Consider the following 15,090-nt stretch of genomic DNA (forward strand, 5'->3'; position numbering starts at 1 on the left):
GACGCACGTCAGCGTCACGCCGATGATCGGGCGACGGTCGATCTGCACCACCCCGGCATGGCGTACAAGAGGGACCGCACCGCCAGCTCCCCGACCTACGAACTTTCGCCGAGCTCTACATGCGACTCCTGCAGGGAGCCCCTGCCGTGCGACACGCTCCGCACGCTCGCCAAGCGCTATGGCGTGGAGGTGATGCCCGGTGACCATCCCGCAGGGTGACCGCGTTCCCCGACAACTCTCGCCACCTCGTGAGGGGGCGATCATGGACGATTGGGAATTTGACATGTTGATGGATGACATCTTCGACATGTTGATCATCCTTGGTTCGTCCGCTCTGATGGCCGCCCTCATCTGGTGGGTACTCTCCCTGGAGGGCAACTGTGAATGATCTGGTGCCGTGGCCTCAAGGAGTGGCGGCCATGAGCGGCTCTCACCCGTACCTCGATGCCCTGCACCGCCAGGCCAGCCTGCGCGGGGACACCCACGCAGTCGCGCACGCGGTGGACTGCTGGCTGCTGCGCGAACACGGCATCAGCTCAGGCAGCCGGGGCGGTGCCGCGCTCATGGTGCTACTCGCCGATGAGGGCTGGCGGGTGGAGCGGGAACCGGTGGAGGCCGCGCTGGACGGCATCGGCGAATGGTGCCTGTCCCCGGAGGACCGGGAAGCGATCGACCGGGTGCGCCGGATGACCAGACGGTGGCGCAGGTGAGCGCCCCCCGTGAGCTGTGGCTTCCGGCTGCCGAGACGCTGGCGCTGCTGCGGCTGGAGGCGGCTCGCCGAGGCGACAAGCGGTTGATCATCACCTCGGCGACCCTGCGCAGCTGGAGCCACCGCCGACACATCCGCTTCGACCGCGCGCGCGGCGGCTACGACGTGGCGGGGGTCGTCGCCTACGTAACCCAGCGGGGGCGACGCGGCCACCGCCCGGTTGACCAGCACGAACGCGATGTGCAACCATCCGTGCCAGCGCCACCCGTGTGCCCAGAGCAGACCGGGTGACCGCCCGAACCTCCCCCGCAGGCCCGCCACACCCCCCGGTGGCGGGCCTGCTTCGTCTCCTCGACCAGGTCGGGCGGCCGTGTCGAGGACGGCCGGGGCAGCGCGCAGGGCTTCCCCCTCTCGCAGCGCGCCCCGGCCCCACCCACTCCACCCCTTGGCAGGAGGCCCCGCGTGTCCGATGCACCTCCGAGCCTGTGGGCCTGGCACCAGGCGCGCACCGCGCACCGCCTGCGGCCGGTGCGGATCGTCTGCGTCGGCTCCAGCACCACGGCAGGGCTGAACGCCACCCAGCCAGACCGCCGGTACGCGAGCGCGCTGGGCCATGCGATCCGGGGCTACCTCGGCACGGTCGGTGGCTGGCACCTGCGCGGCATCGACCCGGCCTGGTCCACCACGGGCACCACCAGCGACGTGGGGCGCGGGCTGGGCCTGCACTCGCGGTCGCTGGCGGCCGGGGCGACCATGACCACCCCGAGCGTGCAGGCAACCGGGTTCACGATCCTGTTCGAGCAGGGTGCCGGTGCGGGCGCGTTCACGTGGGCGGTCGACGGCGGCAGCACCACCACGGTCACCCCGGACACCGGCAACTCCCAGGTCCGGCACGACGGCTCGGTGTACGTCTCCGCCGGGTCGCTCGGCGCGCACACCCTGACGATCACGGCGACGGCCGCCACGGTGATCTCCGGCGTCTACGTCCACAACGGCGACCAGACCGCCGGTGTGCAGGTGTTCAACGCCGGGTCCTCCGGCACCGGCTCGGCGGACTGGACCGGCACGGGCGCGCCGATGCTGACCCACCTGTCCCGGATCGCCGCGCTGGACCCGTCTCTGGTGATCGTCATGATCGGCAGCAACGACTCCGGCGGCAGCGTCGACCCGCGCGGCGCGTACCGCGCGAACGTGCGCCAGCAGGTCGCGCAGATCCGCGCCGCCTGCCCGCGCCGCGTCTCGATCCTGCTCGTGCACTCCTACGGCCGCTACGACCTTCCCAACGCCACCTACCGCTGGTCGCAGTACGGGGCGGCGCTCGCCGAGATCGCCGCGTCGACGCCAGACGTCGACGTGCTTGACCTGTCCCCGTACTACCCGACCAGCCAGGCTGCGGACGTCACGGACCTGATCAGCGCGGACGGCATCCACCAGGGCGACGAGGGCCACGCGCTCATGGCGGACCTGATCGCCCGCTACCTCACCGCCCCGGCGGAGCTGGCCTCGGTGCCGTCGTCGCTCGGCGCGCCGGTCGGCGCGCCCCCGGCGACCCTGCCGGGTCTGATCGCCGCTTGGCGCTCCACCGACCTCGGGAACAGCGCGCAGGCGACGCTGCCGTCGTGGGCGCCGTACGCCGGGTCGCAGTCCGCGCCGCTGGCGCAGGCCACCGGCAGCAAGCAGCCGAGCGTGGTGGCGGACGCGCTCGGCGCGGGCAGCGGCGTCCCTGCTGTGCGGTTCTCTGGGACGGCCGCGCAGGTCATGCAGACCGCCGCCTGGTCCGCGACGTACCCGGTGCCGCTGACCGTGCTCCTCGTCGCCCGGCCGGACTCGACCAACTACACCCTCTTCTCCGGCGCGTCCGGCTCGTACGTGTACCTCGGCCAGTCCGCCAGCCCCGGCCTGATGGCGCTCGGCGCGGGCGCCGCCAGCGAGGCCTACGCGTACACCGGTGCCGGGCGCGCGCGGGTCTACGGCGTGGTGTTCGCCGGAGCGGGGTCGCGGGTGCTTACCCACGACGGGGACCTGACCGCCCTGACCACCGGCACCGGTGCCGCCGCGAAGCTCGACCGCTGGACCCTGAACGGCAACTCCACGGCGTCGCTGAACGGCAACTGCGACGTCTACGAGGCGCTGCTGTTCAGCCGGGCCCTCAGCGACCAGGAGCTGGCGGAGTCGGTGACGTGGCTGGCCCGCCGCTACGGCCTGGACGGCGTGGGCCGCACCAGCCTCTAGCGAGAGGGGGCGGCTCGTGTCCCGCGCTCTCCACCCCTGCCCCGGCTGCGGCACCCCGACGAAGGGCACCGGCCGCTGCACGTCCTGCCGCGGCGCGGCCGAGCAGCGCCGCGGCAGCTTCCGGCAGCGCGGCTACGGCGCCCGCCACGACGGCCGGTTCCGGCTCGGCGTGCTCACCCGTGACCCGCACTGCGTGTGCGCCGAACCCGACCACGGCCACCCGGCGCCGTGCGGCCAGCCCGCCCGGCACGCCGATCACCACCCGCTCGACCGCCGTGCCCTTGTCGCCCAAGGGCTCGACCCGGACGACCCGGCGCGGGGCCGCGGGCTCTGCCCCTCCTGCCACTCCCGGCACACCGCCCAGCACCAGCCGGGCGGCTGGAACAACCGCCTCACCCAGTAGGGAGCACCTGATGGACGAGACCCCGCACCCCCGGTCCGCGACCTCGATCGAGGCCCGCTGCCCGGACTGCACCGCGTCCCTGCGCATCCCGGTCCTGCTGTCCGGCCTGCGTCGGGGCGAGAGCGGCGACCGCCAGCTGGTGCTCACGGTGCAGGACCCGGTGTTCGAGCCGTACATCCGCCAGCACCTCCAGCTCTCGGCGCACCCGCGCCTGGCCGAGGAGCTGGGTGAGGACTGGCGGTACGACGACCGCGAGCAGGTGACAGAGCAGGCGGACAAGCGGTGATCGCACCCCAGAACTTCCGGGTCATCGGGGAGATGACCACGGAGACCGAGATGTACATTCCGGTCTCCGGTCCGCGCCACCGCGCTGCGCTAGAGGCTGTTTTCAACCCGCAGCCGCCCACCGCAGAGCAGGTGCAGGCGGCCGAGCGGGCGTCCGAGGAGCGCGAGCAGGCGCGCCTCGCCGAGATGGCCGAGTACGAAGCCCAGCACGCCGACCTGCTCACCATCCACTCGGGCTCCTCGATCATCACCGCGCTGCTGAACGCCCACGCCCCACAGGCCGAGACTCTCGGCCCCCAGCAGGTGATCCAGGAGTGTGGCGGCTGCCCCGAGCAGTGGGACCGGGACTACAGCGGCTCCCTGCGCCAACCGTGGCCGTGTCCGACGTGGCTGACCATCTCCGAGGGGAGTCAGTGACCACCGCGTGCTCTCAGGGGCACTCCGTCAGGCCCTGCCCGTGCAGGTGGGAGGCCAGGCCCACCGACTACGGCGCTGTGGTCCTCCCGCTGGGGGACAGCGTGGTCCACTCCGAGACCGACGACTGCGTGTGCGGCCCGACCTCCGAGCTGGTGCCCAACCCTCACGGTCCCGACGGGTGGCTGGTCGTCCACCACAGCCTCGACGGCCGCGAGCGCACCGAGAAGCCGAAAGGGGGAAGGCACGTGCTGATGCCTGCCCACTACCGCAAGCGCCCGGTCGTGATCGAAGCCATGCAGTGGACCGGCACGAACGAGGCCGACCTGCAGGCGTGGACGGGCGCAGGACGCTTCCACGCCATCGCCCCTGAGGACCGCAGCGACGACCCGGACCAGACCGCCGCGCTGTTCGTAGACGCCAACAGCGCGTGGCTGGGGATCACCACCGGCGAGTGGGTGCTGCGGGACAGCGCGGGCTTCTACCCGTGCAAGGCCGAGGTGTTCGCGGCGACGTACGAGGCAGTCGCCCCCGTGGCGGACCAGCGCGTCGACGTGCTGCGCCGGGTGGCCGACGGCCTGACCAGGCTGGAGTAGGACGTGCGGGACCGCATCACGATCCGCCGCACCGCGCCCCGGCAGTGGACGGTCCGAGTGCCCGCCTTCGGGTTCGGCCGGGGCGAGACGCTTCAGCATGCGACGCACGGCGCAGCGGTCAGGGCTGCGGACCGGCTCATCCACCGGGTGGCGAGCAACGTCGTGTCGGCCGAGTCGGTGTGGCAGCCCACGGACGCGGTGGGCGCGGTGCCCGCGTGGTCCCCGCTGGCGCAGGCCGGGCGGGAAGGAGGCGGGTATGCGGGTGGGTGACGTGCTGGCCGTGCCGGTCCAGCCTGCGATTGGTAGCCAGCTGCGCGTGCTCGGTGGTCGGCTCGACGGCTTGCTGTTCGAGCGGGTCGGGGACACGTGGTGGTCGCCCCCTGAGGTGTGCTCGTGGCACGACCTGCTGCTGGCGGCTGGCACTGCCGGGCTGGAGGTGCGTCGTGTGGGGCATGACGCGGACGGGTGATGGGGCGTGCCCCTTGGGTACCCGGTCGCGGTTGCGACACATGATGGGGTCGGAACGGATCGGTATCGGTACGGACCGGTTTCAATTGATCAGAGTTGATCACCCTGAGTGATCAAATTCTACCCCCCAGGGGGGACATCCCAACCGCCCACCAGGCCCCGTGCCGCGGGTGAGGACGTTTTTCCTCTGTACGGAACCCAGAGTCCGCCGGGCGGCGACACGCGGCCCGGCCCATCCCGACACGGGAGGGTGACCAGCATGAACATCCAGATCAGTCCGCTCCTGCTCCCCGAGAACGGCGACGCGTTCCTCGTGGACGTCGAGAAAGGACTGCTCTACCGCGCCGACGCCATCGTCCCGATCAAGCAGGTCGGCGAGACCTGGGGACGCGACAGCAGCCGCCCGATCCACCGCAGCACCACCCCGGCGATTCCGGTTGTGCCCGCGGCGGTGCCGTGATGCCGCCGATGCCGAAGGCCAGCCCTGCGCGGCGGAACAAGTCGACGACGCGTGCCACGCTGACCCGCGACCACGCTGTCGTCGCCCCGGACCTGCCCGACCGCGAAGAGGGCTGGCACTACCTGACCGAGCGCTGGTGGGCCGACACCTGGGCCTCCCCGATGGCCCCCGAGTACGACGGCTCCGACCAGCACGGCCTGTACATGCTGGCCGACCTGGTCGACGCCTACTGGCGCGAGCCCTCCCCGCGTGCCCGCGCCGCGCTCGCAGGCGAGATCAGGCTGCAGCGGCAGTGCTACGGGCTCACCCCGATCGACCGGCGCCGCCTGCAGTGGGAGATCGAGCGCACGGATGAGGCGCAGGACCGTGGGGCGCAGCGGCGCGCGGAGCGGGCCAAGAAGGCCGCCGAGCCCGGCGCTGATCCCCGGTCGGTGCTGCGGCTGGCGTGACCGGGCTGATCGTCCCGCCCTACGACGAGGAGCCGTGGCCGACGCTCGGACCGCAGGTCGTAGACCTGATCGAGGCCGCGGCGACGTTCGGGCCGGGCGACCTGCGCGGCGAGCCCGCGGTGATCGACGACGAGAAGCGAGCGTTGATCTACCGGGCGTACGAGGTCTACCCGAAGGGGCACCCGCGCGCGGGGAAGCGTCGGTTCAAGCGGGTCGCGGTCTCGACGCGCAAGGGCACGGCGAAGACCGAGCTGGCCGCGTGGATCGGGTTCGCTGAGCTGCACCCCGACGGGCCGGTGAGGTGCGACGGGTTCGACGCGCACGGTGAGCCGGTCGGGCGCCCGGTGCGGGACCCGTACATCCCGATGGTCGCCTACACCGAGGAGCAGACCGAGGAGCTGGCGTACGCGGCGCTGCTGGTGATGTGCCAGGAGGGCGCGGACGGCGACCTGTTCGACGCGGGTCTGGAGCGGATCACCCGGATCAACGGCGACGGCAAGGCCGTCGCGCTGGCCGGGTCACCGAACGCTCGCGACGGCGCACGCACGAGCTTCCAGCACTTCGACGAGCCGCACCGGATGACCAGTCCGCGGCTGCTGGGCGCGCACCAGACGATGCTGCAGAACATCCCGAAGCGGCCGATGGCCGACCCGTGGTCGTTGTCCACCACCACCGCCGGCGTGCCCGGCGAGGGCTCGGTGGCGGAGGTGGAGAAGGGGTACGCGGAGAAGATCGCCGAGGGGCGCACGAAGGACGCCACGTTCTTCTTCTTCCACCGCGAGGCCTCGCCCTCCCACGACCTGGACACCGAGGGCGGCCTGCGAGCGGCGATCGTGGAGGCCTCCGGCCCGGCGGTCGCGGCCTGGTCCGACATCGACTCGATCATGTCGCTGTTCCACCAGGACGACACCGACCGCAGTTACTTCGAGCGGGTGTGGCTGAACAGGTGGGTGGCGTCGAGCAGGCAGGCGTTCGACCCGGTGCGCTGGGCAGACCTCGAGATCAGCGAGGTCATCCCGCACGGGGAGCCGATCACGCTGGGCTTCGACGGCGCCCGCTGGCGAGACGCCTGCGGGCTGATGGCCACGCACATCGAGACCGGCTTCCAGTGGCCGCTCGCCTGGTGGGAAAACGTCGACGGGGACGAGGACTGGGAAGTCTCCGACGAGCAGGTCGACGGCGCGTTCGCCGAGGCGATGGAGCTCTACCAGGTGCGGATGGCGTACAACGACCCGCCGCGGTTCGAGGCGAACGTCGCGCGGTGGGCAGGCCGGTGGGGTGAAAAGCGGGTGCTGGAGTGGTACACCAACCGCCCGGTGCAGATCGGCAAGGCCATGAGGGCGTTCGCAACCGCCCAACGGACCGGCGCGCTCACCCACGACGGGAACGAGGCGTACGCCCGGCACATCGCCAACGCGCGCAAGGGCGACCTGCGCGTGCGCGACGACGACGAGACCCCGCTATGGACGATCTACAAGGAGCGTCCGGACAGCGTGAAGTTCATCGACTTGGCCATGGCGGGCTGCCTGTCCTGGCAGGCGCGACTGGATGTGCTGGCCAAGGGCTCCTGGGAGAAGAAGCCTAAGAGCACGATGATCATCCTGCGGTGAGGAGGCGTTCGTGGACCTCGCCGACGAGGATTGGCTCAAGAGGCTCATCGCCGCGCACGATGACGAACTGCCCGAGCTGCAGACCCTGAACTCGCACTACGAGGGCACCCAGCCGCTGAACTACCTGCACCCCGAACTACTCAACGAGCTGGACGGCCGCCTCCAACAGGTAGTGATCAACTGGCCGCAGTTGGTCGTGGACTGCCTGGATGAACGCCTGGACCTCGTGGGGTTCAGGCTCTCCGGGTCGGCCGAGGCCGACGCTGGTCTGGAAGAGATCTGGCAGCACAACGACCTGGACTCCCTGTCCCAGCAGGCGCACGTCGACGCGCTGGTGATGCGGCGCGCCTACTCCGTGATCGGGTCGTCGTCCGAGGAGGGGAACGACCTGCCGCTGGTGACGATGGAGTCGCCGCTGGAGGTGTACGCCGAACGGGACCCGCGCACGCGCGAGATCGCCGCCGCCGTGAAGCGGTGGGAAGAGGAACTGCCGACCGGGAAGGTCCAGCACGCCACCCTCTACCTGCCGGACAAGACGAAGTGGTACGTGCGCAAGAACGGCAAGTGGGAGCTGGACAGCGACTACGACGCCGACGAGCACGAGCTCGGTGTGGTGCCGGTGGTGCCGCTGGTGAACCGCCCGCGGCTGCAGTCCCCGAACGGCAAGAGCGAGCTGGCGGCGATCATCCCGGTGTCCGACGCCGCGAACAAGGTCGCGACCGACATGATGGTCTCCGCCGAGTTCCACGCCATGCCGAGGCGCTGGGCGTTGGGGTTCGGGCCGGAGGACTTCACGGATGAGAACGGCCGCCGAGTCTCCATGTGGTCGAAGATCGCAGGCCGGATCTGGGCAACGCGGAAGACCAAGCAGGACGGCGCCGAGGTCGGCCAGTTCCCCGAGGCGTCGCTGGAGAACTTCCACAAGACCATCCACCTCCTAGCCAGCATCGTCGGCTCCCTCGGCGCACTCACCCCACAGACGATGGGGCAGCAGAACGCGGCGAACCCCGCCACCGCCGACGCCATCCGGGCAGCGGAGACCAGGCTGATCAAGCGCGCCGAGCGGCGAATGCTCTCGTTCGGGGACAGCCACGAGCGCACAATGCGGATCGCCGACCGCATCCGCACCGGAGTCTGGCGGCCTGAGCTGAAACGGCTGGAAGCGCGCTGGAGGGACGCGGCAACGCCCACCATCGCCCAGGCGGCCGACGCGACCGTGAAGCTGCACGAGTCCGGCATCCTGCCGCTGCCCTTCGCCCGCGAGCGGCTGAACTACCTGCCCGAGGAGATCAGGCTGATGGAGCAGGCGGACGAGAAGGCCGCCCGCACGGAACAGGACAGGGTGTTCGGCCCGCTCAAGCCCCCGCCGCCGCCCCCTCAGCCTCCTCGCGAGCAGCCGACTGACCCGCAGGTCGCAGCCGAGCAGGCGGCATGACCAGCGCGGGCACCGCCTTCTACGACGAGTCGGCCGTGCTGGAGCGCCAGGCGATCGCGATGATCCTGGCGCTGTGGGGCCGCGTCGACGCCGCGAACCCGTCCGCGTCGTGGGTGGGGCTGCTACCCGAGGCGGTGGCGATCCTGGTGGCGGCGCAGACCGTCGCCGCCGAGATGGCCGACCCCTACCTGCTCGACACGCTCGGCGGCAGCATCGACACCCCGGTCGACCCCGGCGGGATGGTGTCGACCGGGCTGGACGCTCTGCTCTACCTGCCTGCGGCGAACGCCCAGCAGGCACTGTGGACCGGGATGCCCGCTGCCGCCGCGCTGGGGCGCGCGCGGGCGACGCTGGCGTCGTACGTGCGCACCGCGTCCGGCGACACCGGGCGCCTCGCCTCGGCGGCCGGGATCGCCGGACGCTCGGACGTCGCGGGCTACTACCGGCGGCTCCGGCTGCCCTCGTGCTCGCGGTGCATCGTGCTGGCTGGGCGGTTCTACCGCTGGTCCAGCGGGTTCAGGCGGCACAAGAACTGCGACTGCAAGCACGACCCGGTCCAACGACGCGACGACGCGGAGCCACTCGATGTACGCGGAGCCATCGCCTCCGGCCAGGTGCACGGCCTGTCCAAGGCTGCGACGGCCGCGATCGTGGAGCACGGCGCCGACCCCGCACAGGTGATCAACGCCCAGCGCGGCATGTACATGATCGGCGACCTGCAGGCCAGCGCGGTCGGCATCACCCGCCGCGCGGTCGCCGGGGCCCGCATCCTCGCCCGCGACGTCGACCGCGCCCTCGGCCTCGACGTCCGCAACCGGACTTACACGAACATGACCTTCGACCGCGCCGCCGCGGCCCGTTACGCGGAGCTGTTCCGGCGCGGCAAGACCTACGTGCGCACGACCGCCGACGGGCGCCAGCAGGGCTACGCCTACCGGTACGTGCGCACCCCGCGGCCCACACCGCAGCAGATCGTGACCTCGGCGAGTAGCCGCGCCGAGGCCGTGCGCCAGCTCACCAACTACGGCTACATCCTCTGACCTGCGCCGACACGGCGCGGTCGCTCACCCGACACGGGAGATCAGCATGATCCAGCCCGGCTGGAAGTTCGACCTCGCGCGCCACGACGACGACCCGGCCGCCCCGGCCGAGGACCCGAACGGCAGCACGGAGGACCCGGCTGACCCGCAGGAGCCCTCCACCGAACCCGACAAGGGCCAGGAAGGCGAGCAGGGGAAGACCGAGAAGAAGGACGGCTCCGCTGACGCCGCCAAGTGGAAGGCCTTGGCGCGCAAGCACGAGGCGGCGGCCAAGACCAACGCGGCAGCAGCCAAGCGGCTCGCGGAGATCGAGGAAGAGCAGAAGACCGCCGAGCAGAAGCTTGCCGAGCGTGCCGAGGCCGCCGAGCAGCGCGCCGTGGCGGCCGTCCAGCGCGCCGTGCGCGCCGAGGTCAAGGCGCTCGCCGCCGCCGACTTCGCCGACCCGAGCGACGCTGTCGACGCCCTCAAGGCCGAGGACTACGTCACCGACGACGGGGACGTCGACACCGGGGCCATCAAGATGCGGCTCAGCGAGCTGCTGGACGCCAAGCCGCACTGGCGCAAGGCCGAGTCGAAGGGCCCGGCCAAGCCCAAGCCCGACCCGTCACAGGGCGCCCGTGGCGGTGGCACGAAGCCCGCCAACTTCAAGGACGCCTCCCCCGAGGAGGTCCGGGCGGAGCTGGCCCGACTCGGAGTCAAGACGCGCTCGTGATCCACATCGCTGCTCGCCTCGGCGACGGCTCCACCTCCATCGAGGTGACCGGACACGAGGGCCACGTCCTGGAAGGGCGGGTCTGCGCGGCGGTTTCCGCGATCACCCAGACCGCCGTGCTCGGTCTCCAGCAGATCGCCCTTCAGCACCCGGACATCGTGTCCATCGAGATCACTGAGGAGAGTTGATGTTCACCTCGACCGTTGCCCGGTCCTGCGCGGGCGTCCCGGCCAGGCCGGTCAACCCGCTGCTCACGCAGTGGTTCCGGCTCGGCCGCCACGACGTGTGGTCGACCCTGCCCGCCGCCATCCGCTCCCTCATGCAGAACGGGCTGCTCGAGCGGGCCTTCGAGGACGCCCTGCTGCCCGAGTTCCAGTTCGCCGCCATCGCGGACAACGAGCCGTGGGCGGCGAACCTGGGCGACACCAGCACCCGCACCCGCACCGGCCTGCTCGCCCCCAAGACCACGCCGGTCACCGGATCCGACCCCTCGGCCTCGACCTACGCCGTCGAGCAGTGGTCGGTGACGATGGACCAGTACGGCGACAGCATCGATACGAACATGATGCAGTCGGCCATGACCATCGCCAGCAAGTACCTGCGGGACGTGCAGACCCTCGCGATCGGCGCCGGTCAGTCCCTGAACCAGATCGCCCGCAACAAGCTCTACCGGGCCTACTCCGGCGGCCGGACCTGGGCGACAGCCGGCGGTTCCTCGGACACCAGCATCACCGTGGCCAGTGTGGACGGCTTCACCCACGTCGGCGTCAACGGCGTGCCGACGCCGGTGTCCGCCTCCACCCCGCTCACCGTCAGCATCGAGGGCGTCGCGAACACCGTCACCGGCGTGTCCGCGCAGACCGGCCCCGGCACCCTCACCCTCGGCACCGCGCGCGCCGACACCACCGGTGACTCCGTGGTCGCGGCCAACGCCCCGGTGTCCTACCGCCCGGCCGCCAAGTCCAGCGCCAACGCCCTGACCTCCTCGGACACGGCCACCCTGGCGCTGTTCCGCAACGCCGTGGTGCGGCTGCGCAAGCAGAACGTGCCCACGGTCGGCGGCTTCTACGTGGCGCACATCCCGCCGGACACCGAAGGTCAGCTGTTCGCGGACCCGGACTTCAAGCAGGCCGCGCAGGGAGCGGTGGAGTCCCCGATCTACCGCAACCTCAGCCTCGGCCGCTTCGCGGGCATCGACTGGGTCCGCAACAACGAGACCCCCACCGTGACCTCGGCGACCGGAGTCACGGTGCAGCGCCCGCTCGTCGTCGGCGAAGGCGCGCTCACCGCGAACCCCTTCGAGGGCAACGGGAACCTGCTGGACGGCACCGGCGTGGAGAACAACCCGAACATCCGCATCATCGGGCCCGCGACCGGCGTGCAGGTCGCCCTGATCACCCGCCCCCCGCAGGACAGGTTCCAGCAGAACCTCTCCACCACGTGGAGCTGGGTGGGTGACTTCGGCGTGCCGTCCGACGCGACGGCGGCCAGCGGCGACCCCGCTCGCTACAAGCGGGCCGTGATGATCGAGCACGCCTCCTGATGGCCACCGTGCGGGCCGTCGCGGACAAGAGCTGCATGGTCGTCATCCAGGGCGGGCAGACGCTGGACATCGTGGTGGGGCAGGAGTTCACCGGCGACGTGGCCGCCTACCTGCTCCGGACCGGAGCTCCGGTCCGGAGCGTGCTGGGGGAAGGCGACATCGAGCCCGTTGCCCCCGCGCACCCGAGCGGCAGGGCTTCCGAGCGCCAGGGCGACCAGGGCGACCAGGGCGACCAGGGCGACCAGGGCGACGGTGCCACGCCGGAACAGCAGGTACCGCCGCCCCCGCCAGCGGCGCCCGAGCAGGACGGCGAGCCGGAGCCCGGCAGCAAGATCGACCTGATCATGCAGTGGGTCGGCACCGACCCCGAACGGGCCCAGCGGGCGCTCGACGCCGAACAGGCCCGCGGGTCCCAGCAGCGGGCCCGGCTGGTCGAGAAGCTCACCGGCATCATCGGCGGCTGAGGGGGTGGCCGTGGCATCCCTGGCCACCCCCACTCAGCTCGCAGCGCGCCTGCAGGCCCAGGTCGACGAGGCCTCGGCGCAGCTCGCGCTGGACAACGCCTCCGGGCTCGTGCGCGCCGTGGCCGGCAACCAGTTCGCGTTCATCTCCCAGGAGAGCATCGACCTGGTCGGCGGCCAGCAAGAGCTCGTGCTGCCGGGACGGCCAGTGGTCGTCGACCAGGACAACCCGCTCGCCGTCGTCGAGGTCACCGAGTTCGGAGGGGCGAGCACCCCGCTGGTGGCCGACCGGGACTACGTGCTCACCGGGTCACGGCTCACGCGCGGGATGCCGTGGTGGTTCACCGATCGACTCCAGGGCTGGCCGTACCGCCGCCCGCTCGGGGTGTGGGCGCCGAGGGTGCGGGTGACCTACTCGCACGGCTACCGCGAGGTGCCCGCCGACATCGTCGCCCTCGTGCTCGACGTCGCGCAGTCCCTCTACTCCAACCCCGGCGGGCTGCGTTCGTGGCAGGTGCCCGAGTACTCGGAGACCTACGCCACCGAGATGCTCGGCGCCGCGACCGTGGCGTCGATCCGCAAGCGGCTCGACGCCCTCAACCGGCTGGGGCCGAGCGCGTTCAGCATCTGAGAGGAGCGGTCTCCGCATGACCGACATCGCGCACTTCTTCAATGCCGACGGGCGAGAAACCTGGGCCGCGCGCGAGCAGTCATGGGTCAGGGCCGGACTCGCCGACGGCACGCTACGGGAGGTGGAGCCTGATGGGCGGTCCGCCCATGCCCCGGCAGGTGAAGGTGACGACGCCGGGGATGCCGTCGGTCGACCCCGACAGCGGAAACGAGCGTCCCGGCCTGCCGATGACGAAGTTCAGCCCGGCGTGGCTGAGCCAGCGGTCGGTGGTTGACATAAGCCGCAGCCTCACGCTGGTGGAGAAGCAGGACACCACCACTAGCCTGTGGCTCCTGCTGGTCCCGCTCGACACTCCCCTGACGCGGAAGTCGCTGGTCACCGACGAAAAAGGCGACCAGTACAAGGTCGTCAGCGAAGTCGCGAGGCGGCCGGACCACCGACCGCTGTTCTTCGCCGCCGTGCTGGCGCTCATCTCCGACATGCAGACGAACGACCCCTAGGAGCACGTCATGGCCGCGACTGCGGTGACGCTCAACCGGCTCGACCACAGGACCGCCGCCGTGAAGGCCACGCCGGTGGCGTGCGACGCCGTCAACGGCAACAAGGTCGCCAACTCCGGCAGCCTGCGGCTCGAGTTCACCTCCAGCGCCGGGGGCACCGTCACGATCAGCTTCCCGAACGCGGTGGACGGCCAGGCGGTCACGCCGCTGACCTACACGTTCACCGGCGCGCAGACGCGCATCGCGGCGGGCTGGCCGCCCAACATCTACGGGCCCGAGCTGCAGTTCACGGCGTCGGTCAACACGATCACGGTGCTCGCCGAGGAGGTCTAGCAATGACGGTCCGCGTGTACGTGGACGCGGCGCAGGCACAGCGGGTAGCGGTGCGGGCTTCGACGCCTCGCCGCCGCGAGATCGCCGCCGAGATCGCGGCCGAGGCGCGTGTGGAGGCGCCGGTACGCACCGGTGAGTACCGGGACGGCATCGGGGTGCGCAGCGAGGGCGACCGGGTGTTCGTCGAGGACTCCGACCCGGAGTCGATCTTCAAGGAGTACGGCACCTCCGACACTCCGGCGCACGCGGTGCTCACCGACGCCGCGCGCCAGCACGGCCGGTACACCGGGTGGAAGCCCAAGTAGGAGGTGGCCGTGGCCGAGTCCGAGCTGCCGTGGGCGGCGGACGCGGTGCTCGCGCTGCTGCGCGCCGACACCGCGCTCGTCGCGCTCGTCGCGAACCGCATGAGCACCAGGACCGGCAGCAGCGTCGTCGCCGGGCCCTACCTGACCGTGCAGCTGCCCACCCCCCTTGGGTTGCTCGGCGGCGGCGGCTACAGGCCGATCGTGCAAGTCGACGCCTGGTGTGCGCCAGCAGCAGCTCCTGACGATCCGGAACGCGTCGTGTGGCGGGTCGCAGACCGCGTGCGGCGCGTGCTCGACGCGGCCAGGAACGTCCCCTACCGGTCGATGCACTACTCCTGCCGGGTCATCGACCTCGGCCCGCTCCCAGCGGACACCTCGCGCGGCCCGTCGGCGCCGGTTTACCGGGCGATGTGCCGGGCGGAGATGAGCATCCACAACCGCTGACCACGAACTCCGGCCGGTCGCGTTTTCAAGCGGGGCACCTTGGCGACCGGCCGGTCCTAC

General features: G+C 71.4%; 25 protein-coding genes. 24 read left to right on the plus strand and 1 reads right to left on the minus strand.

The features are described 5' to 3' along the window. Positions 1 to 199: 199 nt before the first annotated feature. The 20 genes from AMIR_RS27790 (at position 200) to AMIR_RS27885 (ending at position 13,448) form a co-directional block, all read left to right on the plus strand. On the plus strand, positions 200 to 388 hold the full coding sequence (locus AMIR_RS27790) for a hypothetical protein (RefSeq protein WP_041837077.1): 189 nt from the start codon (positions 200 to 202) through the stop codon (positions 386 to 388). Positions 389 to 419: 31 nt separating this feature from the next. Further along, positions 420 to 710, plus strand: coding sequence for a hypothetical protein (locus tag AMIR_RS27795; protein ID WP_015804311.1), 291 nt, complete (start codon positions 420 to 422; stop codon positions 708 to 710). After that, positions 698 to 1,000, plus strand: coding sequence for a hypothetical protein (locus AMIR_RS27800; protein ID WP_041837078.1), 303 nt, complete (start codon positions 698 to 700; stop codon positions 998 to 1,000). The genes AMIR_RS27795 and AMIR_RS27800 overlap by 13 nt, the downstream gene beginning before the upstream one ends. Positions 1,001 to 1,171: 171 nt before the next feature. Further along, positions 1,172 to 2,941 carry an SGNH/GDSL hydrolase family protein gene (locus AMIR_RS27805; RefSeq protein ID WP_015804312.1) on the plus strand — a complete coding sequence of 590 codons (1,770 nt, stop codon included), beginning with the start codon at positions 1,172 to 1,174 and terminating at the stop codon, positions 2,939 to 2,941. A 16-nt stretch (positions 2,942 to 2,957) separates the two neighbouring features. Next, entirely contained in the window at positions 2,958 to 3,344 is a 387-nt protein-coding gene (locus AMIR_RS41300; protein WP_015804313.1) for a hypothetical protein, read from the plus strand. Positions 3,345 to 3,354: 10 nt separating this feature from the next. Continuing rightward, positions 3,355 to 3,630 carry a hypothetical protein gene (locus AMIR_RS27815; protein WP_015804314.1) on the plus strand — a complete coding sequence of 92 codons (276 nt, stop codon included), beginning with the start codon at positions 3,355 to 3,357 and terminating at the stop codon, positions 3,628 to 3,630. Then, the gene (locus AMIR_RS27820) at positions 3,627 to 4,046 is read left to right on the plus strand and encodes a hypothetical protein (protein WP_015804315.1); all 420 of its coding nucleotides are present in this window, start codon (positions 3,627 to 3,629) and stop codon (positions 4,044 to 4,046) included. The genes AMIR_RS27815 and AMIR_RS27820 overlap by 4 nt, the downstream gene beginning before the upstream one ends. A gap of 101 nt (positions 4,047 to 4,147) precedes the next feature. Continuing rightward, on the plus strand, positions 4,148 to 4,639 hold the full coding sequence (locus AMIR_RS41305) for a hypothetical protein (protein WP_222840698.1): 492 nt from the start codon (positions 4,148 to 4,150) through the stop codon (positions 4,637 to 4,639). Between the two features lie 3 nt (positions 4,640 to 4,642). Beyond that, positions 4,643 to 4,909, plus strand: coding sequence for a hypothetical protein (locus tag AMIR_RS27830; RefSeq protein ID WP_015804317.1), 267 nt, complete (start codon positions 4,643 to 4,645; stop codon positions 4,907 to 4,909). Next, positions 4,896 to 5,108 carry a hypothetical protein gene (locus AMIR_RS27835; RefSeq protein ID WP_015804318.1) on the plus strand — a complete coding sequence of 71 codons (213 nt, stop codon included), beginning with the start codon at positions 4,896 to 4,898 and terminating at the stop codon, positions 5,106 to 5,108. The genes AMIR_RS27830 and AMIR_RS27835 overlap by 14 nt, the downstream gene beginning before the upstream one ends. A 258-nt stretch (positions 5,109 to 5,366) precedes the next feature. Beyond that, a complete protein-coding gene (locus AMIR_RS27840) occupies positions 5,367 to 5,567 on the plus strand; it encodes a hypothetical protein (RefSeq protein WP_015804319.1) in 201 nt (66 codons plus the stop codon). Next, on the plus strand, positions 5,567 to 6,016 hold the full coding sequence (locus AMIR_RS27845; RefSeq protein ID WP_015804320.1) for a phage terminase small subunit: 450 nt from the start codon (positions 5,567 to 5,569) through the stop codon (positions 6,014 to 6,016). The genes AMIR_RS27840 and AMIR_RS27845 overlap by 1 nt, the downstream gene beginning before the upstream one ends. After that, positions 6,013 to 7,626, plus strand: a complete 1,614-nt coding sequence (locus AMIR_RS27850; protein WP_015804321.1) for a terminase — start codon at positions 6,013 to 6,015, stop codon at positions 7,624 to 7,626. Before AMIR_RS27845 ends, AMIR_RS27850 begins: the two co-directional genes overlap by 4 nt. 10 nt (positions 7,627 to 7,636) lie before the next feature. Then, on the plus strand, positions 7,637 to 9,061 hold the full coding sequence (locus AMIR_RS27855) for a phage portal protein (RefSeq protein ID WP_015804322.1): 1,425 nt from the start codon (positions 7,637 to 7,639) through the stop codon (positions 9,059 to 9,061). After that, positions 9,058 to 10,101, plus strand: a complete 1,044-nt coding sequence (locus tag AMIR_RS27860; protein WP_015804323.1) for a hypothetical protein — start codon at positions 9,058 to 9,060, stop codon at positions 10,099 to 10,101. The genes AMIR_RS27855 and AMIR_RS27860 overlap by 4 nt, the downstream gene beginning before the upstream one ends. A gap of 46 nt (positions 10,102 to 10,147) precedes the next feature. Further along, positions 10,148 to 10,813: a hypothetical protein gene (locus tag AMIR_RS36325; RefSeq protein ID WP_015804324.1), complete on the plus strand. Its 666-nt coding sequence runs from the start codon at positions 10,148 to 10,150 to the stop codon at positions 10,811 to 10,813. After that, on the plus strand, positions 10,810 to 11,001 hold the full coding sequence (locus AMIR_RS27870) for a ribosomal-processing cysteine protease Prp (RefSeq protein WP_015804325.1): 192 nt from the start codon (positions 10,810 to 10,812) through the stop codon (positions 10,999 to 11,001). The genes AMIR_RS36325 and AMIR_RS27870 overlap by 4 nt, the downstream gene beginning before the upstream one ends. Beyond that, complete coding sequence (locus AMIR_RS27875; protein WP_015804326.1) at positions 11,001 to 12,356, plus strand: major capsid protein; 1,356 nt, start codon at positions 11,001 to 11,003, stop codon at positions 12,354 to 12,356. Before AMIR_RS27870 ends, AMIR_RS27875 begins: the two co-directional genes overlap by 1 nt. After that, positions 12,356 to 12,820 carry a hypothetical protein gene (locus AMIR_RS27880; RefSeq protein ID WP_015804327.1) on the plus strand — a complete coding sequence of 155 codons (465 nt, stop codon included), beginning with the start codon at positions 12,356 to 12,358 and terminating at the stop codon, positions 12,818 to 12,820. The genes AMIR_RS27875 and AMIR_RS27880 overlap by 1 nt, the downstream gene beginning before the upstream one ends. 10 nt (positions 12,821 to 12,830) lie before the next feature. Then, the gene (locus AMIR_RS27885) at positions 12,831 to 13,448 is read left to right on the plus strand and encodes a type 2 periplasmic-binding domain-containing protein (RefSeq protein ID WP_015804328.1); all 618 of its coding nucleotides are present in this window, start codon (positions 12,831 to 12,833) and stop codon (positions 13,446 to 13,448) included. Positions 13,449 to 13,560: 112 nt separating this feature from the next. Here AMIR_RS27885 and AMIR_RS40695 read toward each other — a convergent pair whose 3' ends face one another. After that, the gene (locus AMIR_RS40695) at positions 13,561 to 13,725 is read right to left on the minus strand and encodes a hypothetical protein (protein WP_187313453.1); all 165 of its coding nucleotides are present in this window, start codon (positions 13,723 to 13,725) and stop codon (positions 13,561 to 13,563) included. Positions 13,726 to 13,744: 19 nt separating this feature from the next. On the opposite strand from AMIR_RS40695, the gene AMIR_RS39665 reads away from it, so the two are divergent. From AMIR_RS39665 to AMIR_RS27905, 4 genes are read left to right on the plus strand one after another with little or no spacing between them, the layout of a single operon-like run. After that, a complete protein-coding gene (locus AMIR_RS39665) occupies positions 13,745 to 13,948 on the plus strand; it encodes a hypothetical protein (RefSeq protein ID WP_143760928.1) in 204 nt (67 codons plus the stop codon). Between the two features lie 9 nt (positions 13,949 to 13,957). Beyond that, the gene (locus AMIR_RS27895) at positions 13,958 to 14,281 is read left to right on the plus strand and encodes a hypothetical protein (protein WP_015804330.1); all 324 of its coding nucleotides are present in this window, start codon (positions 13,958 to 13,960) and stop codon (positions 14,279 to 14,281) included. 2 nt (positions 14,282 to 14,283) lie between these two features. After that, positions 14,284 to 14,586, plus strand: coding sequence for an HK97 gp10 family phage protein (locus tag AMIR_RS27900; RefSeq protein WP_015804331.1), 303 nt, complete (start codon positions 14,284 to 14,286; stop codon positions 14,584 to 14,586). Between the two features lie 9 nt (positions 14,587 to 14,595). Then, positions 14,596 to 15,030 (plus strand): DUF3168 domain-containing protein, encoded by a 435-nt coding sequence (locus tag AMIR_RS27905; RefSeq protein ID WP_015804332.1) that lies wholly within the window; start codon positions 14,596 to 14,598, stop codon positions 15,028 to 15,030. Positions 15,031 to 15,090 lie beyond the last annotated feature (60 nt).

The organism is Actinosynnema mirum DSM 43827 (assembly GCF_000023245.1).
Lineage (GTDB): Bacteria > Actinomycetota > Actinomycetes > Mycobacteriales > Pseudonocardiaceae > Actinosynnema > Actinosynnema mirum.